The 22,112-nt window shown below is 49.1% G+C and carries 20 protein-coding genes and 1 pseudogene; 5 read left to right on the top strand and 16 right to left on the bottom strand.

Annotated features, from left to right (window positions below; all coding sequences use genetic code 11):
- Both O3682_RS10115 and O3682_RS10110 read right to left on the bottom strand, forming a co-directional pair.
- Nucleotides 1–98: pseudogene (locus O3682_RS10115) on the bottom strand (IS5/IS1182 family transposase); the annotation flags it as partial.
- Between the two features lie 85 nt (nt 99–183).
- Nucleotides 184–912, bottom strand: a complete 729-nt coding sequence (locus O3682_RS10110) for a YebC/PmpR family DNA-binding transcriptional regulator (protein ID WP_371509934.1) — start codon at nt 910–912, stop codon at nt 184–186.
- A 365-nt stretch (nt 913–1,277) separates the two neighbouring features.
- On the opposite strand from O3682_RS10110, the gene O3682_RS10105 reads away from it, so the two are divergent.
- Complete coding sequence (locus O3682_RS10105) at nt 1,278–2,708, top strand: alanine/glycine:cation symporter family protein (protein ID WP_371509932.1); 1,431 nt, start codon at nt 1,278–1,280, stop codon at nt 2,706–2,708.
- 58 nt (nt 2,709–2,766) lie between these two features.
- Here O3682_RS10105 and trhA read toward each other — a convergent pair whose 3' ends face one another.
- Nucleotides 2,767–3,393, bottom strand: coding sequence for a PAQR family membrane homeostasis protein TrhA (gene trhA, locus O3682_RS10100; protein WP_070625855.1), 627 nt, complete (start codon nt 3,391–3,393; stop codon nt 2,767–2,769).
- 131 nt (nt 3,394–3,524) lie between these two features.
- Here trhA and cysD point away from each other — a divergent pair, with 131 nt between their 5' ends.
- Both cysD and O3682_RS10090 read left to right on the top strand, forming a co-directional pair.
- Complete coding sequence (gene cysD / locus O3682_RS10095; RefSeq protein ID WP_315093937.1) at nt 3,525–4,523, top strand: sulfate adenylyltransferase subunit CysD; 999 nt, start codon at nt 3,525–3,527, stop codon at nt 4,521–4,523.
- Nucleotides 4,524–4,755: 232 nt separating this feature from the next.
- Entirely contained in the window at nt 4,756–5,319 is a 564-nt protein-coding gene (locus O3682_RS10090; protein WP_371509929.1) for an RBBP9/YdeN family alpha/beta hydrolase, read from the top strand.
- 126 nt (nt 5,320–5,445) lie between these two features.
- Here the strand turns inward: O3682_RS10090 and pyrC are convergent, their stop codons facing one another.
- The 3 genes from pyrC to O3682_RS10075 form a co-directional block, all read right to left on the bottom strand.
- On the bottom strand, nt 5,446–6,480 hold the full coding sequence (pyrC, locus tag O3682_RS10085) for a dihydroorotase (protein ID WP_371509927.1): 1,035 nt from the start codon (nt 6,478–6,480) through the stop codon (nt 5,446–5,448).
- A gap of 99 nt (nt 6,481–6,579) precedes the next feature.
- Nucleotides 6,580–7,173, bottom strand: coding sequence for an NMCC_0638 family (lipo)protein (locus tag O3682_RS10080; RefSeq protein WP_371509925.1), 594 nt, complete (start codon nt 7,171–7,173; stop codon nt 6,580–6,582).
- Nucleotides 7,174–7,185: 12 nt separating this feature from the next.
- Nucleotides 7,186–7,410 carry a sulfurtransferase TusA family protein gene (locus O3682_RS10075; RefSeq protein ID WP_003681929.1) on the bottom strand — a complete coding sequence of 75 codons (225 nt, stop codon included), beginning with the start codon at nt 7,408–7,410 and terminating at the stop codon, nt 7,186–7,188.
- A gap of 108 nt (nt 7,411–7,518) precedes the next feature.
- Here O3682_RS10075 and O3682_RS10070 point away from each other — a divergent pair, with 108 nt between their 5' ends.
- A complete protein-coding gene (locus tag O3682_RS10070) occupies nt 7,519–8,130 on the top strand; it encodes a CNP1-like family protein (protein WP_371509923.1) in 612 nt (203 codons plus the stop codon).
- A 63-nt stretch (nt 8,131–8,193) separates the two neighbouring features.
- On the opposite strand, the gene O3682_RS10065 is transcribed toward O3682_RS10070, so the two are convergent.
- Nucleotides 8,194–9,309 carry a porin gene (locus tag O3682_RS10065; RefSeq protein WP_371509921.1) on the bottom strand — a complete coding sequence of 372 codons (1,116 nt, stop codon included), beginning with the start codon at nt 9,307–9,309 and terminating at the stop codon, nt 8,194–8,196.
- Nucleotides 9,310–9,698: 389 nt separating this feature from the next.
- On the opposite strand from O3682_RS10065, the gene O3682_RS10060 reads away from it, so the two are divergent.
- Nucleotides 9,699–10,445 (top strand): carbonic anhydrase, encoded by a 747-nt coding sequence (locus O3682_RS10060; RefSeq protein WP_070873840.1) that lies wholly within the window; start codon nt 9,699–9,701, stop codon nt 10,443–10,445.
- Between the two features lie 63 nt (nt 10,446–10,508).
- Here O3682_RS10060 and pyrG read toward each other — a convergent pair whose 3' ends face one another.
- The 9 genes from pyrG to scpB all read right to left on the bottom strand — a co-directional run bounded on the left by pyrG (nt 10,509) and on the right by scpB (nt 22,111).
- Complete coding sequence (gene pyrG / locus O3682_RS10055) at nt 10,509–12,143, bottom strand: CTP synthase (protein WP_371509919.1); 1,635 nt, start codon at nt 12,141–12,143, stop codon at nt 10,509–10,511.
- Between the two features lie 124 nt (nt 12,144–12,267).
- The gene (locus O3682_RS10050) at nt 12,268–13,923 is read right to left on the bottom strand and encodes an AMP-binding protein (RefSeq protein WP_371509917.1); all 1,656 of its coding nucleotides are present in this window, start codon (nt 13,921–13,923) and stop codon (nt 12,268–12,270) included.
- 90 nt (nt 13,924–14,013) lie between these two features.
- A complete protein-coding gene (gene mnmA, locus O3682_RS10045) occupies nt 14,014–15,117 on the bottom strand; it encodes a tRNA 2-thiouridine(34) synthase MnmA (RefSeq protein ID WP_371509915.1) in 1,104 nt (367 codons plus the stop codon).
- Nucleotides 15,118–15,243: 126 nt separating this feature from the next.
- Nucleotides 15,244–15,720: a copper chaperone PCu(A)C gene (locus tag O3682_RS10040; RefSeq protein WP_004519448.1), complete on the bottom strand. Its 477-nt coding sequence runs from the start codon at nt 15,718–15,720 to the stop codon at nt 15,244–15,246.
- A 131-nt stretch (nt 15,721–15,851) separates the two neighbouring features.
- A complete protein-coding gene (locus O3682_RS10035; RefSeq protein ID WP_371509936.1) occupies nt 15,852–16,235 on the bottom strand; it encodes a diacylglycerol kinase in 384 nt (127 codons plus the stop codon).
- Between the two features lie 68 nt (nt 16,236–16,303).
- On the bottom strand, nt 16,304–17,260 hold the full coding sequence (gene gshB, locus O3682_RS10030; protein WP_371509913.1) for a glutathione synthase: 957 nt from the start codon (nt 17,258–17,260) through the stop codon (nt 16,304–16,306).
- A 115-nt stretch (nt 17,261–17,375) separates the two neighbouring features.
- Entirely contained in the window at nt 17,376–19,037 is a 1,662-nt protein-coding gene (gene recN / locus O3682_RS10025) for a DNA repair protein RecN (protein ID WP_371509911.1), read from the bottom strand.
- Between the two features lie 199 nt (nt 19,038–19,236).
- Entirely contained in the window at nt 19,237–21,252 is a 2,016-nt protein-coding gene (locus tag O3682_RS10020) for a BCCT family transporter (protein WP_371509909.1), read from the bottom strand.
- Nucleotides 21,253–21,502: 250 nt separating this feature from the next.
- Nucleotides 21,503–22,111 (bottom strand): SMC-Scp complex subunit ScpB, encoded by a 609-nt coding sequence (gene scpB / locus O3682_RS10015; protein ID WP_070823381.1) that lies wholly within the window; start codon nt 22,109–22,111, stop codon nt 21,503–21,505.
- Nucleotide 22,112 lies beyond the last annotated feature (1 nt).

The following is a 22,112-nucleotide window of genomic DNA, read 5'->3' as shown; positions in this document are numbered from 1 at the left end:
GGTTGCCAATCAATCACCTGATCCAACTTCAATAGTGGGAAGCGGTCGATGTGTTTGGCAATCATGGCTTGGGCGGTTTGCTGAAAGAAGGTGCTCATGGGAAATCCCCTAAATGTCTTGGTGGGAATTTAGGGGATTTTGGGGAATTTTGCAAAGGTCTCGGCCTTTTGTTCTTTAAACTGTTTAGTCCAGATTTAACACGGCAGAAGTGTAAACGTCTTGTACGTCGTCCAAATCTTCCAATGCGTCAATCAGTTTTTGCATTTTAACCGCATCTTCGCCGCTCAGCTCGGTTTCGTTTTGGGCGCGCATGGTAACGTCGCCGTCAACAGATTTGTAGCCCGCGGCTTCCAATGCCGCTTTCACGCCTGCCCAGTCGTTCGGCGCGGTAATCACTTCGATAGAACAGTCGTCGTTGGTGATGATGTCTTCCGCACCGGCTTCCAAAGCTGCTTCCATCAGCGCATCTTCGTCAACGCCCGGTTCAAACACCAAATAGCCTTGATGAACGAAGTTGAACGCTACGCAACCGTCGGTACCCAAGTTACCGCCGTTTTTAGTGAATGCATGGCGCACATCGGCAACGGTACGGGTTTTGTTGTCGGTCAGACAGTCCACCATCAAAGCCGCACCGCCGATGCCGTAGCCTTCGTAACGCAACTCGATGTATTCCACGCCTTCCAGATTGCCCGTACCTTTGTCGATGGCACGTTGCACGTTGTCTTTAGGCATATTGTTTTCAGCGGCTTTTTCCAAAGCCAGGCGCAGGCGCGGGTTCGCGCCGGGGTCGCCGCCGCCCATGCGGGCAGCAACGGTAATTTCTTTAATCAGACGGGTGAAGATTTTGCCGCGTTTGGCATCTTGTCGGGCTTTTTTGTGTTGGATATTTGCCCACTTACTATGGCCTGCCATGTTGATTCCTTTCGTTTTTTCACGCGTTGAGGCGGAATTTGCTTCATTTGTAAGGCGTGCATTTTATCATAAGTTGCCTTTAGCCAAAATATTCAGACGGCCCGAACATTTGCAAAAACAGGCCGTCTGAAAACAAAAAAACCTTTTTTAAATAAAGAAGCACATTTGCGGCAAACCTTTGTCAGTTTTTCGTTTTAATTCACGAAGGTTTACGGTATGATGACAAAATCGGTCAAAATTGTTAACAACTTAACCGGTATCGAATGGCAAAACGGCCTGCTCGCCGATATTGCCAACTGCGAAAAATGAGTGGGAGTAGTTACCCGTATCATTTTATTTTTATTGTTTTTATTAAAGGTTTTATTATGGAAGAAATATTGTCTGCTCTGGTGGGTGCAGTCAATCTGGTTCTTTGGGACTACCTGCTGATTTATGCCTTAATCGGCATCGGCCTGTTTTTTACCCTGTACTTGGGCGCACCGCAAATTACCAAATTAGGGGCGGGTTTCAAATCCGTTTTCGGCGGCTTGTTCAGCAAAAAAGACAAAGACCACGAAGGCAAATCCCTGTCTCAATTTCAAGCGCTTGCCGTGGCGATTTCCGCGCAAATCGGTACCGGTAACGTTGCCGGTGTCGCCACTGCGATTACTGCCGGCGGCCCGGGTGCCATTTTTTGGATGTGGTTGTCTGCCATTTTGGGCATGTCTACCATTTTTGCAGAAGCCGTTTTGGCGCAAAAATACCGCGTGGTCAGCCACGGCAAATACATCGGCGGCCCTGCGTTTTACATCACACATGGCCTGACTCCGAAAATCGGCCGTGGTGCGGCGCGTTTCCTGTCCGGCTTTTTCTCTATCGCCTTGATTATCGCGCTGGGCTTCATCGGTAACGCAACCCAATCCAATTCCATCGCTTCGGCCATGAATTTGGCTTTCGATATTCCCCCGATGGCTGTCGGCATTGCTTTGGCGGTATTCGCCGGCCTGATCATCATCGGCGGCATCAACCGCATTGCCGGTATCGCGCAATTTGTCGTGCCGTTTATGGCGGTAATTTACATCTTGTGTGCCGTGATTATTTTGTTCAAATTCTCCGACCACATCATCCCGATGTTCCACAGTATCTTTGTCGCCGCTTTCAATCCTGAAGCGGTATTGGGCGGTGCGGCCGGTATCGGTATGCGTGAGGCAGTCCGCTTCGGTGTGGCACGCGGCCTGTTTTCCAATGAGGCCGGTATGGGTTCGACCCCGCACGCTCATGCGACCGCCAACGTCAAACACCCTGTGCAACAAGGTATGGCCGCGTTTATCGGTATTTTTATCGATACACTGATGGTCTGCACGGCAACCGCGCTGATTATCCTGCTGACCGATGCCAACCTGTCCGGTGAAACCGGTGCTGCGGTTACCCAACTGGCGTTTAACAAAGCCTTTCCGGGTTTCGGTTCGCAACTGCTCGCCGTCTGTCTGACCTTCTTCGCCTTTACCACCATCATCGGCTGGTACTACTTCGGCGAATCCAATATCCGCTTCCTGTTCCGCGGCAAACACTTGGGCATCTACCGCGCACTGGTTTTGGTGGCTATCGTATTGGGTACCTTGGGCAAAGTGGATTTGGTTTGGAGCATGTCCGATATGTTCAACGGCTTTATGGTCTTGCCGAACTTAATCGCCCTCTTCCTGCTGCGTAAGGAAATCCGTGCGGTTTACGACGACTATCTGGCGCAAACCAAAGCCGGCAAAGAGCTGACCTACAACTATGAATTCCACGAATTCCACGACAAAAACCCAGGTTAACGACAAACAAAAACCTCTCAGTCAAACTGAGAGGTTTTTTATTTCAGGCCGTCTGAAACTACAACACATAAAAATAAATGCTGATAAATTGCGTCAAACTGCCTGCCAAGACAAATAAGTGCCAGATACCGTGGCCGTGGCGGATTTTCGTATCGTTGATAAACCAATAAATCCCCGCACTATACAATACGCCGCCCAACACCAGCCAAAATAATCCACCGGCCGAAAGCGACTGTATCAGCGGCCATACAGCTACCACAATCAGCCAGCCCATCAACACATAAATCACCATTGACAGCAGCCGCTTCTCACTTTTGCGCCCAATCGTCAGCTCCTGAACAATGCCCAGCAAAGCCAGCCCCCACGACACGCCGAAAAGCGACCAGCCCCAGCCGCCGTGAAGGGTAATCAGCGTAAACGGCGTATAGCTGCCTGCAATCAAAAGATAAATCATGCAATGATCGACCTTTTGCAAAATCGCCTTGGCCTTCGGCTGCGGAATACTGTGGTATAAGGTTGAGCCCAAATACAGGAGTAGTAGGCAGACTCCGTAAGTCAGTGCACCGGCAATCCGATAGCCATCCGCCGATTCCACCGCTTTCACCAGCATCAGCACCAAAGCCGCCACTGCCAACAAGAAACCGGCCAAATGGCTGTACGCATTAAATCTCTCGCCGTGATACATAAACCATTCTCATTTCTAAAAAACCAAAGTGTACGCGAAGACAGGCGCTTCGTCAGAGAAATCGGGTTAAAAATAAGTTAAAGCACAAAGGCCGTCTGAAAACACACTCGGGCAATATAACAAAAACATCTTTGCAACAAACAAACCATTCTTTCCCTTTTTCAGACGGCCTCACTAAAGTATCGACTGTCGCCAAGGTTGCAAAGAGAGAAAAAATGTCTATCCAAAACCACCACCTCGACTGGCTCGAAGCCGAGTCTATCTACATCATCCGCGAAGTGATTGCCAATGCTCAAAATCCGGCCTTGCTGTTTTCCGGCGGTAAAGACTCCGTCGTATTGCTGGCGCTTGCCGTCAAAGCCTTCCAAATCGAAGGCCGCCCGCTAAAGCTGCCGTTCAAACTCCTGCATGTCGATACCGGCCACAACTACCCCGAAGTCATTCAGTTCCGCGACGACACGGTCGCACGCACCGGCGTACAACTTGTGGTTGGCAGCGTAGAAGAATCCATCCGCAAAGGCAGCGTCGTCTTGCGCCGCGAAACCGATTCACGCAACGCTGCCCAAGCCGTTACACTGGTTGAAACCATCGAAGAACAAGGATTTGATGCGCTGATGGGCGGCGCTCGCCGTGATGAAGAAAAAGCGCGCGCCAAAGAACGCATCTTCTCTTTCCGAGACGAGTTCGGCCAATGGGACCCCAAAAACCAACGTCCTGAATTATGGTCGCTCTACAACACACGCCTGTTCCAAGGCGAAAACATGCGCGTTTTCCCGATTTCCAACTGGACGGAATTGGACATCTGGCAATACATCGCACGCGAAAAACTCGCCCTGCCGCCGATTTATTATACCCACAAGCGCGAAGTTGTCGAACGCAACGGCCTGCTCGTTCCCGTTACCCCGTTGACCCCAAAACGCGAAGGCGAAGTTGCCCAAATCCGCGATGTCCGCTTCCGCACCGTCGGCGATATTTCCTGCACCTGCCCTGTTGCCAGCACCGCCGCCACGCCCGAAGACATCATTGCCGAAACCGCCGCCGCAACCATTTCCGAACGCAGCGCCACGCGCATGGACGACCGTGTATCGGAAGCGGCAATGGAAGAGCGCAAAAAACAAGGCTATTTCTAAACCGTTTTTTCAAACGGCTCCTATATATTTCAAACCCGAACAACACGGCAACGCCATCAGCCCCTGCCGTGTTGTTTGCTTTATTATGTTTGCAAATATCATTTAACAACAAAAGCTTAATTAAAAATCCTTACCAAGCGACAAACAATAAAACATAAACAAACATGGTATAATAAACGCTTATAGGCAGAGATTTAGACAAAAGTCTCAGGCCGTCTGAAGGAGGAAAAACATGAATCGACGCGTTTATATCGTACATGGCTTTGAAGGTAATCCGCACGGCAACTGGTTTGACTGGCTTTGCGCCCAAGTCAAAAGCACCGGCACACAAGCAATCTCCCTCGCCATGCCCAATCCCGACAAACCAAGCACGACCGCGTGGCAGTTTACCCTAGACCAGCACATCGGCAAGCCCGATGCCCATACCTTCCTAGTCGGCCACAGCCTCGGCTGCATTACCCTCCTTCACTTCCTCAGCCGCCAACAGCCGCAAAAAATCGGCGGTCTGTTGCTTGCCGCCGGTTTTGCCGATACACTGCCGCCCCTGCCTGCACTCGATGCCTACATTAAAGCAGCGTCGCCCGATTTCGACATCCTGCGCAAAATCGACATGCCCAAACACTGCCTGGTTTCCGACAACGACACCCATGTTCCGCCCGAACTGACTTTGGACATGGCGGCCAAGCTCAAAAGCCCTGTTACCCATATTCCCGAAGGCGGCCATTTGATGGCTTCAGATGGCTTTACCCAACTGCCGCAGGCTTGGGAAGCGCTGAAACCCATGTTGACCGAATAAACGTAATAATTGGTTTTCAGACGGGCTTGTATGCCTCCCTCCCCATGACAGGCTGTCTGAACGACAATAAAAAACAACCTGCCTTTCAAGCAGGTTGTTTCTTTTTATGTCTCATTGACGGCAAATTTAATATTGAACCGTCCATTCAATCTCACCACCAGCCCTCATCGGTACAAGCTCGCCATCACCGTAAGGTACGCTGGCAGGAACGGTTTGCGTTTGTTTGACCAATGTGATGGTATCAGTATTTTCAGGCAGACCGTAGAAACGCGGGCCGTTTTTAGAAGCAAAGGCTTCCAGTTTGTCCAACGCGCCTGCTTTCTCAAACACTTCGGCATAAAGCTCGATGGCGGTCATCGCGCTGAACATACCGGCGCAACCGCAAGCATTTTCTTTGGCAGTTTTGGCATGTGGCGCAGAGTCCGTGCCGAGGAAGAATTTGTGCGCCTTATCGCCGGTAACGGCGGCAACCAAAGCCTGACGGTGGGTTTCACGTTTGAGTACAGGCAGGCAGAAATGATGAGGGCGCACGCCGCCGACCAAAAGGTCGTTGCGGTTGAGCAGCAAGTGTTGCGGCGTCACGGACGCGGCCACATTATCGCCGGCTTCCAATACCAGTCGGGCTGCTTCGGCAGTGGTGATGTGTTCAAACACGACTTTAAGATTCGGCACTTGCGCCAAAACCGGCTTCATCACGCGCTCGATAAAGGCGGCCTCGCGGTCGAAAATATCGATTTCAGGATCGGTCACTTCGCCGTGAACCAAGAACAAAATACCCTGTTTCGCCATTTCTTCCAACACAGGAATCAGCTTAAACAAGTCGGTCACGCCGGAATCGGAATTGGTTGTTGCGCCTGCAGGATAGAGTTTGAAAGCCACGATACCGGCAGCCTTGGCTTCACGCACGAGTTCGGGAGTGGCGTTGTCGGTCAAATAAAGCGTCATCAACGGCTGGAAGGCGCTGCCTTCTGGCAGGGCGGCCATAATGCGCTCTTTGTATGCTTGAGCATCGGCAACGCTGACAACGGGCGGCTTCAGGTTGGGCATGATAACCGCGCGACCCATTTGTCGGGCGGTGTAGGGGGCAACGGCTTTGAGCGCGTCGCCGTCGCGCAGGTGTAAGTGCATATCGTCGGGGCGGATGATGGTCAGGGTTTGCATAGCTTACTTTCGAGTGGTTTGGTTTGATAATGTTTCAGACGGCCTTTATTCGGCGGTAACGGTTTCTATCAATTTGATGTTTTTCAATCGTCAACCGGCCTAAGGCAAAACGGGGGCCTTATTGTCGTAAGAATGATGGGTCAAATAAAAAACAGCCTGTACCGGAAAATGCTCGGACGACGTTGTTTTAACGGTCAGCAAGGTTTCTTTCGGACTGCCGGATGCGCGCCATGCGTAGGAAATCTGACGCATAGGCAACGGGGTTTCCGCCAAATTATCAGCACGCAACTCAGCGTTCAAACCTTGCGGCGGATTTTCTGCCAAAGCCAAAAATTGTTTGAAAATCAGATGGTCGTCGGCTTTAGCCGTGCGCACGCTGCAACTGTCTTCAGTCAGGCTCAAATAATAATCTGCGCCGTTTTCCGTTTTCTTCCAAATGCTTAATGCCTCCAAATCCATCATTCCGGCAGGTAAATCGGCAATATCTTTTTTCGACAATAAAATCAGCTTGTTGGCATTGGCAAACTCGCCGACAAAGGCGGCATCGCCGTCTGCGGCCACGCAGCTTTGGCGGAACAAGTCGGTTGCATTTTGGGCATAATCGGCAGCGTTCTGCGGCGAAACGCCTTCATTGCCGCATGCACTCAGGCAGACAGCCAATACAGCGGCAGACAACGCGACGGCTTTAGACATTTCAGACGGCCTTTATTTGTGCTTCAACACCAGCTTGAACACGCCGTCGGCCTCGCTCGATTCCAACAAGACATGTCCGGTCTGACGGCAAAACGCTTCAAAATCGCCGGGCGCGCCGCCATCGGTGGCCAATACGGTCAGCACTTCGCCTTCCTGCATTTGCGCCAAAGCTTTTTTGGCACGCAAAATCGGCAGCGGGCATTTCAAACCGATGACATCCAGAGTTTGTGTATTCATGATGAAACTCGTCATATTAATCAGAATTAACGTCAATTATACCGCACTTACTTGCACCCCACCCTGCAAGCCCATAAAATAAAGCCATTTTTCACTTTGGAGCTGTCTATGCGCCGTTTTGCCCTTCTCGCTCTCAGCCTTGCCGCGACTCAAGCATTTGCTTTGGGTTTCAGCCAAAAGGATACGCTGACCAACACGCGTTATCAGGAAAGCCCTGAAGAAGTTGCCGCACGCGAATTTAAAGAACACAAAGCCGAGTTGCCGCCCCTGCCCAATACCCAATCGGGCGATTGGTTCGACCTCTACGTTAACGAAACCTACGGCAAGCAGCCCAAAATCCTGCTCAGCAGCCTGCAAATCATGCCTGCGCCTGACAACAGCATCCGCTACGTCTTGAATGTGCGCTCCGACAAAGGCTACGACAACCTCTCCGTCGAAGGCCTCTATTGCGCCCGCACGTCCTTTACTTACAGCAACGACAAGCGTTCGTCTTACAAAGTATTCGCTTACGGCGACACAGTAAACCACCGCTGGATCGAGCCGCGTAAAGGCGATTGGAAGCTGATCGGCAATGCGTTCAGCCGCAACGATGCTCTGCACACCGCCCTGTATCAGGCATTCTGTATCGACGGTATGCCGACAACGGTCGAAGGCTTGGTACAACGTTTGAAAGAACGCGGCGGCCGTCACGGTACAACGCTGACCAACCACGACAAATAAACCACTTTAATCAACAAAAAGGCCGTCTGAAATTTTTCAGACGGCCTTGTCTTTCAAGACGGCTTAGAATTTGTGATACAGGCCCACAGAAGCGGCTTTTTGTTCAACGCCGCCTTTGTTGGCCGCAGTCAGACGGGTTTTGTTGCCGACTTTCAGATACGCCAGTTGAGCATTGATGCCGGTGCGTTTGCTGAAGGTGTATTGGCCGCCAACAACGACTTGGTCGAATTTATCCACCAATTTCTCGCCACTGTTCACGCCCTTGGCAGGCCAGCCATGTGCGTAAGTAATGCGTGGGGTCACGTTGCCGAATTTGTAGCCGACTGTTACCGCTGCATCAACTACTTTCACGGCTTCAGATTTGCCTGAATCGACAGTAATGTCACTACCCTTGTACTCATTAAAACCATCGGTGAAATAGCCTAAATATTCGTTGCCTGTCTCATGGCCTTTGGCATAGTGTACGCCGCCGCCGACAAAGAGATTGTCTTTATCGTAATAAGTTTCGACTTTGGCGATTTGCGCCGCTTTGACTTTGCCTGATTTGTCGGTGTACGCGCCGTTGTAGTGGCCGTAAGCCGCATTGGCGGTAAAGCCGTTTTTAGAGAAACTCACGCCACCGGTGTATTGGTCTTTGGCCGGTTTGGTGTGCGTGTATTTGTCTGAAGGATTGCGGTTGTCGCGCGGTGCGTAAGACACGTTGAATTTGAATCCGCCAAAATCCGGGCTGTCGTAGCGTACAGCGGCGTTACGGTTGCCGGTACGGGTAAAGATGCCCAAGCCTGCGGCATTGGTTTTGTACATCCATGGATCGATGGTGTCCATTTCATTCAGCATATTACTGAGTTTACCGGCGCGAATCTTACCGAAGTTACCTTGCAGGCCGATGAAGGAGTCTCGAGTGGCAAAACCTTGGGAACCGCCGGTAATGGCCGTTTTTTGTTCTACCTGCCAAATGGCTTTCAAATTGCCGCCCAAGTTCTCGCTGCCTTTGAAACCGATACGGGAAGTATTGTCATTGATGCTGGTTGCGGTAGAGCTGGTTTCAGAACCTGCATCACCTTTGATTTTTACTTGACCGACGGTCACGCTGCTTTTGATTTGACCATACAGAATCACTTCTGCAGATGCAGCCAGCGGCAAACCGGCAACAACCAAAGCGATAATCGATTTTTTCATTATTCTCTCCAAAACAAAGTTAAAATCTCGTGAAAACACGTTTAGCAATATTAATGTTTTCCAACGCTACAAACAACTACTTTCATCTTGATAAGCACTTTTATTCATTAGAGTTTAGACTTTTTACAACATTTTCAAATGAAACAGGCCGTCTGAAAGAAATTTCAGACGGCCTCTCCCATTCAAAGTCACGGCAAGGACAATCATCCCTCCTATTGCAATTATTTAATCAAAAATGATTGCTTGATAAATGTTTGCCATATATCAACCCAATATTCCCAAATTACCACTATCATTAACTTTCTTCTTATAAAGAAGCTTTTTTATATCAATAATTTATTTGGTATAAATTCTTTCCTTTTACCTAATATAAATAAACAGGAGCCCTTATGTTGAACAAACATCTCTTTTTATCTTTGCTAATGGCTGTCTCTACTGCAACGGTATCCGCCGAAACCCATCATGCACATTGGTCTTACACAGGTGAAAACGATGCTGCACACTGGGGCGATTTGAGTGAAGACTTTGCTGTCTGCAAAACAGGCAAACAGCAATCTCCAGTGGACTTCTCCACGACAAAAGCAGTAAAAGGCAAACAATTGGCATACCGTTACAACGTCGCCGATTACAAAGTAGAAAATAACGGCCATACCCTTCAAGCCACGCCGCAAGGCAAGGCACAAACCATCGTGATTAACGGTAAAACCTATACCTTCAAACAATTCCACTTCCATACGCCGAGCGAACATACTTTCAAAGGCAAACATTTCCCGATGGAAGCGCATTTCGTCCATCAAGCTGAAGACGGCACTTTGGCGGTCATCGGCTCTGTATTTAAACCGGGCAAAAACAATCCTGCCTTATCCGCACTCACTGCAAAAAAACTGAAAGCGGGCGAATCCGTAACGTTGAAAAACTTGAATATCCAAGCCCTGCTGCCTAAAGATAGCAAGTCCTTCCAACTGAAAGGCTCGCTGACAACGCCACCTTGCAGCGAAAACGTTACTTGGGTTGTCTTAAAAACTCCGGTTCAGGCAGATGCGGCGCAGTTTAAAGCCATGCGCGACATTATCGGCGGCGAAAACAACCGTCCCGTACAACCTTTAAACGACCGTGAAGTCAATGAAGACAAATAACTTCTAAGGCCGTCTGAAAACAAAAAAAGCACCCAGAAACAGGTGCTTTTTCAATCACATCAATCAGGCTTTTTTGTTACCCAACGCGGCTTTCACAAACGCGCTGAACAAAGGATGGCCTTTGCGCGGATTGGAAGTAAATTCCGGATGGAACTGACAAGCGAAGAACCAAGGATGATTTGGCAATTCGATGGTTTCAACCAAACGCTCGCGGCCTGCGGATACGCCGCCGATGACCAAACCGGCTTTTTCCAACTGAGGAACATAGTTGTTGTTGACCTCGTAGCGGTGGCGATGACGTTCGCGGATATGTTCGCTGCCGTAGATTTTTGCAGCAAGGCTGCCCGGTTTGAGATCAACTTCTTGCGCACCCAGACGCATGGTGCCGCCCAAATCGACAGATTCGTCACGGGTTTCTACGCTGCCGTCGGCAGTTTGCCATTCGTCAATCAGGGCAACGACAGGCGCGGCGCATTTCAAGTCAAACTCGGTAGAGTTTGCACCTTTCAAACCTGCAACATCGCGGGCGTATTCAATCAGGGCAATTTGCATACCCAAGCAGATGCCCAAGTATGGTACGTTGTTTTCACGCGCATAGCGTACGGCGGCAATTTTGCCTTCCACGCCGCGTGAACCGAAGCCGCCCGGCACCAAAATCGCGTCCATGTCTTTGAGCATGGAAACGTCGCCATTACCCTTCTCGATGCTTTCGCTGTCGACAAAGGTAATTTGTACGTCAGTTTCAGTGTGAATACCGGCGTGTTTCAGGGCTTCGATCAATGATTTGTAGGACTCGGTCAAATCAACGTATTTGCCGACCATCGCAATTTTGACGGTATGTTTCGGATTTTGAATCGCGTGAACGATTTTCTTCCATTCGGTCAAATCGGCTTGTTTGACATTCAGTTGGAGCTGCTCGGTAATAATGCTGTCGATGCCTTGGTTGTGCAGCATTTCCGGGCATTCGTAAATGCTGTCCACATCGTAGCTGCCCACGATGGCACGTTCTTCAACGTTACAGAACAAAGCAATCTTACGGCGCTCGTCCGCAGGCATTTCTCTGTCCATACGGCAGATCAGGATGTCCGGTTGCAAACCAATGCTCAACATTTCTTTAACGGTATGCTGGGTCGGTTTGGTTTTGATTTCGCCGGCGGCGGCAATGTAAGGAACATAGCTCAGGTGGGCAAACAATGTATTGTTGCGGCCGAGCTGGCTGCGCATTTGGCGGATGGCTTCCAAAAAAGGCAACGATTCGATATCGCCGACTGTACCGCCGATTTCAACAATCGCCACATCATAACCGGCCGCGCCCTCATGGATACGGCGTTTGATTTCATCGGTAATGTGCGGAATCACTTGTACGGTACCGCCCAAATAGTCGCCGCGGCGCTCTTTGGCAATCACGTTTTCATAAACTTGGCCGGTACTGAAGCTGTTGCGGCGGGTCATGGTGGCGTTGATGAAACGCTCATAGTGACCGAGGTCGAGGTCGGTTTCCGCGCCGTCATCGGTTACGAATACTTCACCGTGTTGAAACGGGCTCATGGTACCCGGGTCAACGTTGATATACGGGTCGAGTTTAAGCATGGTCACGTTCAAGCCACGCGACTCGAGAATAGTAGCAATAGAAGCGGCGGCGATACCTTTACCCAAAGAAGATACAACGCCGCCGGTTACGAAAATAAATTTAGTCATGATGTGATACCCATGTTGGAATGTGTGATTTTAACTTGAAGCAGCATATTCTGGCAAACGGCAAAAACTTCAGGCCGTCTGAAAACAGCGTTTTCAGACGGCCTTATCATGCTGATGCTGTATATCAGCGCAGCTCGCGGCGCAGGATTTTGCCAACGTTGGATTTTGGCAACTCGTCGCGGAATTCGATGTCTTTCGGCACTTTATAAGCAGTCAGCTCTTTACGGCAGAAATCGATCAACTCTTCCTTGGTCAAAGACGGATCTTTGCGTACGACGAAGACCTTAATCGCTTCGCCGGTTTTCTCGCTTTTCACGCCGATACAGGCGACTTCCAAGACTTTGTCGTTGCTGGCCACCACCTCTTCGATTTCGTTCGGATACACATTGAAACCGGATACCACAATCAAATCTTTTTTGCGGTCCACCAGCTTCAGCCAGCCTTTTTCATCCATCACGGCAATGTCGCCGGTCTCCAAAAAGCCGCGTGCATCGATTGCTTTGGCGGTTTCTTCAGGACGGTTCCAATAGCCTTTCATCACTTGCGGACCGCGTACCCACAATTCGCCCGGCTGTCCGATAGACACTTCTTTGCCGTCCGAATCGCGTAATTCGACTTCAGTCGAAGGAACCGGCAAACCGATACCGCCACTGTAAGCCTCGATATTCAAAGGATTACAACATACGCCCGGGCTGGCTTCGGTCAAACCGTAAGCTTCCACAATCGGCGTACCGGTGATTTTTTTCCATTTTTCCGCAACGGCTTTTTGCGTTGCCATACCGCCGCCCAAAGTTAGCTTCAAACGGGAAAAATCGACTTCGGCGAAATCCGGACGGTTGACCATCGCATTAAACAAGGTATTCACACCGATGAACACGCTAATCGGCTCTTTTTTCAATTCACCGATAAATCCTTTCATATCGCGAGGGTTGGTAATCAGGATGATTTTAGAACCGGTATTGGCGAAAATCATCAGGTTTACCGTCAAGGCAAAGATATGATAAAGCGGCAACGCGGCAATAACCGTTTCTTTGCCTTCGTGCAGGCTGTTTTTAATCCATTCTTTTGCCTGCAACATATTGGCGCAGATATTGCCGTGACTGAGGACGGCGCCTTTCGCCAAACCGGTTGTACCGCCTGTATATTGCAGCAAGGCAGTATCGTCGCGCGTCAACTCGACTGGTTTAAACGCATTTGCCGCACCTTGCTTCAAGGCCGTCTGAAAAGTCACGGTATTGGGAATGCGGTATTCCGGTACCATTTTTTTCACTTTGCGGATGACGAAGTTCATCAACGCGCCTTTAATCATGCCGAACATCTCGCCGACCGACGCGACAATCACATGTTTAATTTGCGTACGCGGCAACACCAACTCCAATGTATTGGCAAAGTTCTCCAACACGACAATCGTTGTCGCGCCGCTGTCTTTCAACTGATGTTCCAACTCGCGCGGCGTATAAAGCGGATTCGTATTCACTGCCACCAAACCTGCCTGCAAAATACCGAAAAGCGCAATCGGATATTGCAAAACGTTCGGCATCATAATTGCCACACGCTCACCGCGCGGCAGTTTCAATACGTTTTGCAGGTAAGATGCAAAATCGGTCGCCAACTTGCCTACTTCGGCATAAGTCAGTGTTTTGCCCATATTTTGAAAAGCAGGTTTATCCGAGAATTTCTCAACACTTTGACGGAATACGTCGCTGATGGAGCTGTATTGAGAAATATCGATTTCAGGGTTTACGCCTTGTTCGTAGCTTTTGAGCCAGAGTTTTTCCATATTGATCAGTCTTTTATTTAGTCGTTTTTTGAAATCGAGGCCGTCTGAAAGGCTTTAAATCCGCCGCTTCGTTTTCAGACGGCCCTTTTATTAAGCAGTAATAATGACTGGCTTGTCGGTGGACATGATGATACCGCCACCCAAGCACACATCGCCGTCGTACAGTACCGCTGACTGTCCAGGAGTTACCGCCCATTGCGGCTCGTCAAAAACAAGCTCGATGGTTTCATCATCCAAGTAACGCAACGTACAAGACGCGTCAGCCATACGGTAGCGCGTTTTGCAGGTATAGCGCCCTTCTTTTGGACGTTCGGGCAATGTGAAACTCAAATCGTTCATAATCAGGCTTTGCGTATAAAGCAAAGGATGGTCATGACCTTGGACGACAATCAGTTCGTTTTTGGTCAAATCCTTGGCCGCAACAAACCATGGCTCGCCTGCGCCGCCGATACCCAAGCCTTTGCGTTGGCCCAGCGTGTAAAACATCAGGCCGACGTGTTCGCCGACTACTTTGCCTTCAGGGGTCACCATTTTGCCATTATTGGTCGGCAGGTATTTTTGCAGAAATTCGCGGAACGGGCGTTCGCCGATAAAGCAGATGCCGGTACTGTCTTTTTTGGTTGCAGTCGGTAATTTAAATTCTTTGGCAAGACGGCGGACTTCAGGCTTCTCCAACTCGCCCAATGGGAAAATCGCGCGCTCGAGTTGGAAAGGCTTGAGGCGGTACAGAAAATAGCTTTGGTCTTTGTTTTGATCCAAGCCTTTGAGCAGGTAATGCACGCCGTTGCGAACTTCTTTGCGGGCATAGTGTCCGGTGGCAATGGTATCGGCGCCCTGCTCTATGGCATAGTCCAAAAAGCATTTAAATTTGATTTCGGCATTGCACAAGACATCCGGGTTTGGCGTGCGACCTGCGCTGTATTCTTTGAGGAAATAGGCAAATACATTGTCTTTATATTGCGCGGCAAAATTGACGATGTCGATATCGATACCGATGATATCGGCAACGGCAATGGCATCAAAGGAGTCTTGTTTAATGCTGCAATATTCGTCGTTGTCGTCATCTTCCCAGTTCTGCATGAACACGCCGCTGATTTGATGGCCTTGCTGTTTGAGCAGGGCCGCGGTAACGGAGGAATCGACGCCGCCGGAAAGGCCGACGATGATGTTTGTTGGTGTGCTGGTAGTATTCATGAGGGGAATGTGGGTTTCAAATACATTTTTTAAAGCGTGATTTTAGCACATTTTGATTTGACGACAGAAAAGGCCGTCTGCAAGCCCAATGACTTTCAGACGGCCTTTATATGCAAATTCAAGCAATTAGTGCTGATGTGCGCCACCGTGTGCGCCGTGATCGTGCTGCATTTCGGCTTTAGGCGCGGTTTTCACTTCCAGCTCGACAGTTTGAGGTTTGGCGTTTTTGAATTTCAGGGTTACAGGCACTTTTTCGCCTTCTTTCAATTGTTTTTTCAGACCCATAAACATAACGTGGTAGCTGCCCGGTTTCAGCTCGGTTACGCCTTTTGCAGCCAAAGGCACGCCGCCTTTAACTTCGCGCATACGCATAACACCGTTGTCGTTAATATGGGTGTGTACTTCAACGCGTTCTGCAACAGGGCTGCTGCCGCCTACCAAGAAGTCTTGTTTGGCTTCATCGTTTTGGATTTTCATGAATGCGCCACCCATTTTCATACCCTCGACAGTGGCACGTGCCCAACCGTCTTCAATATGGATACCGGCTGCAGATACGGAAGTTGCCAAGCCTGCCAGAATCAGGGTTGCCATTAATTTTTTCATGTTTTGCTCCTTGTGTTTGCCAAATGGCTGGGATATACGGCCTTCATCTTACAACCAAAGGCCGTCTGAAAACTTTGATATAGATTAATTAATACTATCTAATCCTAACGAATTACCATATTACCACATTTTTAAGCAGTTAATGCAATAATCCAAACAATAAATAACATGAACAAAGCCATCAGTTGCGCGGCCGAGCCGGCATCTTTGGCACGCTTGGCCAGCTCGTGTTTTTCAGTAGAGGTATGGTCAACGGCTGCCTCGATGGCGGTATTAAACAATTCGGTAATCAGTGAAATAAACGATGCGACAACAAGCACCATTTTGATGGCCGGTCCGAAATCAAGGAACAACGCCAAGACAATTAAAATCAGGTTCAACCAAAAAACTTGGCGAAATGCGCTTTCATAACGATACGCGGCAGCCAGTCCGTCTTTGGAATAACCAAACGCATTGATAATGCGCTTGATGCCATTTTTGCCTTTTTTTTCAGATGCGTAGGAGGATGGTTCCATCATATTCTCAACATAAAAAGGCCGTCTGAAAAGAAACGGTCGGGTTAATTTTCAGACGGCCTTTGGGTTTATTGTTTTGCCCAAGATGCTACGGCATCTGCAAACATGGCGGCAACGTCGAAATCTTTTTGCTTCATGATTTCTTGGAAGCCGGTCGGGCTGGTTACATTGACTTCGGTCAGGTTGTTGCCGATGACATCCAAACCGGCAAGCAAAATACCGCGACGCTTCAATTCAGGCGCAAGGGTTTCTGCAATTTCACGGTCGCGCTCGCTCAATTCCTGTGCCACGCCGCGACCGCCGGCAGCCAAGTTGCCGCGTGTTTCGCCGTTTTGCGGAATACGCGCCAAAGCATACGGAACAACTTCCCCGCCGATAATCAAAATGCGCTTGTCGCCATGTACGATTTCAGGAATATAGCGTTGCACCATGATGGTGCGTGAATCAAGCTGCATCAGGGTTTCAAGGATACTGCCGATATTGGGGTCGGATTCGGTCAGGCGGAAAATGCCCATACCGCCCATGCCGTCCAAAGGTTTGATGATGATATCGCCGTGTTCTTTCAAAAAGGCACGGACATCGGCGGAACGTGTGGTAACCAAAGTCGGCGCGGTAAACTGGCTGAAGTTCAAAATCGCCAATTTCTCATTGAAATCGCGCATTGCCTGTCCGCTGTTAAATACTTTTGCGCTCTGCTGCTCTGCCAACGTCAAAAACTGGGTCGCGTACAGATATTGCATATCAAACGGCGGATCAGTGCGCATAATGACCGCATCGAAATCTTTCAAGGCCGTCTGAACTTTTGCCTCTGCTTTAAACCATTCGTGATCGTCATCACTCTTCGCGCCGACAAACTCAAATGCCGCTGCCTGAGCCACTACCCAGCCTTCACGGACGGACAATTCTCCGCTCAAGGTATGAAAAAGCTGCCAACCGCGCTTTGCCATTTCACGCATCATGGCGTAAGTAGTGTCTTTATAGGTTTTAAAACTTGCCATTGGATCGGCGATAAACAGGACTTTCATCAAAATTTCCTTGTAAACAGACGATATAATCATACCTTGTATTCTGCCTGCCTGAAAAGGTGGCAAAATATAGAAAAGGCCGTCTGAATCCTATTTTCAGACGGCCTTGAGGCTTTTAGGCGGCTGCCAAATGCAAGAGTTCGGCGGCATGGCTGCGTGTGGTATCGGTAATGATTTCGCCACCCAGCATACGCGCGATTTCCTCAATGCGCTGATGATGGTTCAAGACACTGATTTCGCTGACGGTTTGCTCCCCTTCGCTATGCTTGCGGACCTGCCAATGGTTTTCACCGCAAGAGGCGACTTGAGGAAGATGGGTTACCGCCAAGACTTGATGTTTTTTACCTAAGGCACGCAAAGCTTTACCGACCATTTCAGCAACTCCGCCACCAATACCGGTATCCACTTCGTCAAAAATCAATGTCGGCACTTGCGTGTATTGGCTGGCAACCACTTGCAAAGCCAAGCTGATACGTGCCAATTCGCCGCCGGAAGCCACTTTGTTCAAAGGTCGGGACGGACTGCCTTTATTCGCCGCCACTTGGAATTGCACTTGTTCCAGCCCATGTGCGGTCGGCGAAGACGGCAACAAGACGATGTCAAAACGTGCGCCTTTCATGGCCAAATGCTGCATATGCTCGGTGGTCTCTTCGCCCAAACGGCCGGCTGCCTGATGGCGCATGGCGGAGAGAATGTGCGCGGCTTCGTGGTATTCGGCAAGATTGCGCGCAACCGTATTTTCCAAGGCTTCCAAATCAGCGGCCGCTTGCAGGTTTTGCAGGCGCTCGTCAATTTCCGCCAACTTTTGCGGTAGCTCTTCCGGCTCAATGCGGTATTTGCGCGCCATGCTCATCAACTCACCCATACGGCTTTCTTGTGCGGCCAATTCATTCGGATCGATATCGCTGCGACCGGCCACATCACGCATATTGGCACTAATTTCACCCAACTCGGCTTCAATACTTGCCAACATATTCAGGCTCTCGGCAAAGCGCGGCTCAATGTTTTGCAGATTGCTAAGCAGTTTTTGGCATTGATAGATTTGACGTTGGATGCCGTTGTCTCCGTCTATACTGTCGCCCACCTGCTCGGCGGTTTGCAGCAATTCGGCCGAATGCGCTAGGCTGTCGTGGCTTTGGCTTAAGGTTTCCCATTCGTTCGGTTTGAGTTCCAATTGGTTCAATTCATTAAACTGCCATTCCAAACGCTCGCGCTCGATGGCCATGGTTTCTGCCTGCTCTTGCGCTTCTTGTAGTGCCTTTTTCGCATTGACCCAATTTTGATAAAGCTGTTTGACCGTTTCTGCCTGCTCTTTGCTGCCGGCGAACGCATCCAACAACTCGCGTTGCGCAGACTCTTGATTCAACGAATGATGGGCATTTTGGCCGTGAATATCGATTAACTGCTCGCCAATAGCTTTCAGCTGCGCCAATGTTGCTGCCTGATTATTAATATAACTGCGGCTTTTACCCTTGGCATCGATAATACGGCGGATGCTGAGCTCTTCGGCATCTTCTTCCAAAAGGCCTTGTTCCTGCAGCTGTGCTTTCAGTTCGGGCAAACTACTGATATCGAATAAAGCCGACAACTGCGCTTCTTTGGCGCCGCTGCGCACTTGGCTGTAATCGGCTTTATCGCCCAACAACAGGCCAATCGCATCCAGAGTAATCGATTTGCCTGCACCGGTCTCGCCCGTCAATACGGTAAAGCCGTTTTGAAAATCAAGATTCAGGTTTTCAACAATGACAAAATCACGCAAAGAAAGTGCCAACAGCATTGCAGTATTCCTTAGTAAATTACCCGCACCTATGCGGAATAGCTTTAGATAAGCTGATTATAACTAAGATTTTTTATAGTTTGAATCAGATTTTTCTTATAGTTTATCTAAGATATTTATTTTAAACAACTTATTTTTTAAGCAGGCAATAAAAAGGCCGTCTGAATATTGCTACATTTTCAGACGGCCTAAATTTGCTTTACTCTGCCAGCTCTACTTGTTCATGCCCCATCAATTCCTGCCCCACTCCGGCAAGCAGGTTCAGATAACGCTCATACTGCTTGAGCATATCGGCAATCAATTCTTTTTGCGTCATATATTGCACATCGTATCCATCGCGCCCATCCGAAAAATACGTCAACGGTATGAACGTTGCTGCATATTTGAAATGAGGCAGGCTGTCTTCACGAATCAACTGGTCGGTAATTTCCCGCTTTACGGATTTAATCCCATAGACAAAATCTCTTACCGTCCCTTTATGCACCACCAGCTCCACCGACGGCTCATCCTGTTGCAACAGGCAACGGATTTCTACGTCCATATTGTATTTTTCGGTCAATTCGTTTTTCAATTCCTGCATTGCCGGAAGCGCCGTATTTTTCATAAATTTGATGATATCGACTTCCTGCGTCTGATTCATCATTTGGCCAAGGCGTTCCCTCCAATGATCGCCCGACCAGAAAATACTGCTCGGATTGACGGCGGTTGCAAAATAGTTGGCATCGTTGTTCAGGGCTTTCCACAAAGAAACCATCATAAAAATCATCAACACCGCAAACGGCAGAGACGCAATCAAGGTCATGGTTTGCAAGATAGGCAAACCGCCGGCGCCCAGCAACACAATAGCCACAGCCGAAATCAACACGCCCCACATAACCGATTGCCACTTGGGCGAAGCCAGCCCTTTATCGCGCGAAGCAATATTGTTCAGCACATAAATGCCCGAGTCGGCAGAAGTGATAAAAAACAGCGAAATCACCAGCAATGCTACCAAGCTGCTGACAACCGGCCACGGCAGATAATTTAAAAAGGCAAACAACAATTTTTCAGGCTCGTTGGTCAAGGCAGACAAGGCGCCGTTTGCCACATGCGTGTCCAGCCACAAGGCTGAATTGCCAAATACGGTAAACCACAAAATACTCATCAGGCTAGGCACTGCCAATACACCAAAAATAAATTCGCGGATGGTTCTGCCTCGCGAAATTCGGGCAATGAACAAACCGACAAAAGGCGACCACGAACACCACCAAGCCCAATACAACACCGTCCAGCCGGTAAACCATTTTGTATGCTCAGGCTCGTAGGTATATGACTTAAAGCTGAACGAAACGAAGTTACTCAAATAAGTGCCCAAATTGTCGCTGAATGCGAAAATCAAATACGTCGTTGGCATACTCAACAAGACAAACAACAGCAATGACAGTGCCAATACCAAGTTGGTTTCACTCAAAATTTTGACGCCTTTGCCCACGCCCGAAGTTGCGGAAAATATGGCAATCGCCATCACAACAACGATAATGCCGACCTGCAAGACATAGCTGTTGTCCTGCACCCAGCCCATCTTCAGCAAACCGGAACCCATTTGTGCCGCGCCAAATCCCAAGGTTGTGATAATACCGAACAAAGTCGCAATCAAAGCCATCACATCGATGGCATCGCCCATTTTGCCGTTGATTTTGTCTTTTAAAATCGGATAAAAGCAGGAGCGCAACGCCAGCGGCAATTTATAGCGGAAACCGAAATACGCCAAGGCAAGTGCAATGATTCCGTAGATTGCCCAGGCATGAATCCCCCAGTGGAACACCGTATGCAGAATCGCCTCTTGCGCATTGCCTTTGGCAATCGGGGAAGAGAAATGCGATAAAGGTTCGGCTACACCAAAAAACATCAAGCCCACGCCCATGCCGGCCGCAAACAGCATGGCCAGCCATGATAAAAACGAAAACTCAGGTTCGTCCTCGTTTGTACCCAACCTGATACTGCCGAGGCTGCTGATGGGAAGTACCAATAAGAAAATAAGGAATACAGAGAAAGTCAGAATGTAAAACCAGCTGACATTTTGAAAGATAAACTGCTTCATGGCATTTAACAAAGCCTCAGTATTTTGAGGCCAAATCAAAGCAGCTGACAAAAGCAAAAGGACGAAGAAAAGCGTAATACCGACCACGCTTGGGTTGAAAGAAGATTTGTTTTGAATGAATTGTTTGAATTTCATATCGGTTCCGTAGTTGATACAGCGCATATTTGAAGAACAAACGGGCTGCCGATTGATAAAGAGGGAAACGTTTCCGTATGCCTTCTCAAACTATTACAGAATGAGAGATATTTATTCTAATAATTTTTAAATTATATCATAAAATCAATAAGTTACAAAATTAAACGAAAATTTTATTTAAAATCATAATGTTACACAACAATAAAGGCCATCTGAAACACGATTGTTTCAGACGGCCTTTACATTCAAATCAGTTAATCAGTCTGCTTCCTGATTCAACTGCTTCTTCAGCTTCCTCATCGCCTGTCGGCGGCGTTTCCATCAAATCGGGCAACACCAGCTCGCCCAATTCAGTCAGCGGCGGCAATTCTTCCAAACTTTCCAAACGCAAATCGCTTAAGAATGTTGCCGTCGTCGCCCACAAAGCCGGACGGCCGACAGAATCACGGTGGCCGATGACTTCAATCCAGCCCCTATCCTGCAAGGTTTGCATCACATTTTGCGACACCGCCACGCCGCGTATGCCTTCGATATCGCCACGCGTTACCGGTTGCTGATAGGCAATAATCGCCAGTGTTTCCATCACGGCGCGGGAATAACGCGGCGCGCGCTGCTCTTGCAGGCTGCCCAGCCGTTCAAATGCGGCTTGGGCAATTTGAAAGCGCCAGCCCTCATGGGTATGCACCAGTTGCAAAGCCCTGTCCTGCCAGCGGGCCTTCAATTGCGCCAACACGTCAATCAGCTTGTCTTGCGACAACGGCGGCACGCACAATTCGCGCATGGCTTTTTCGTTTAAGGGTTCGACTTGCGTCAACAGCGCCGCTTCAATCAGCGCATCGGGAGAAAGTTTTTCAGTCATA

The sequence above is a fragment of the Neisseria sp. 27098_8_112 genome (genome assembly GCF_041433235.1).
Classification (GTDB): Bacteria; Pseudomonadota; Gammaproteobacteria; order Burkholderiales; family Neisseriaceae; genus Neisseria.
This window is presented reverse-complemented; position numbering and strand designations above follow the sequence as displayed.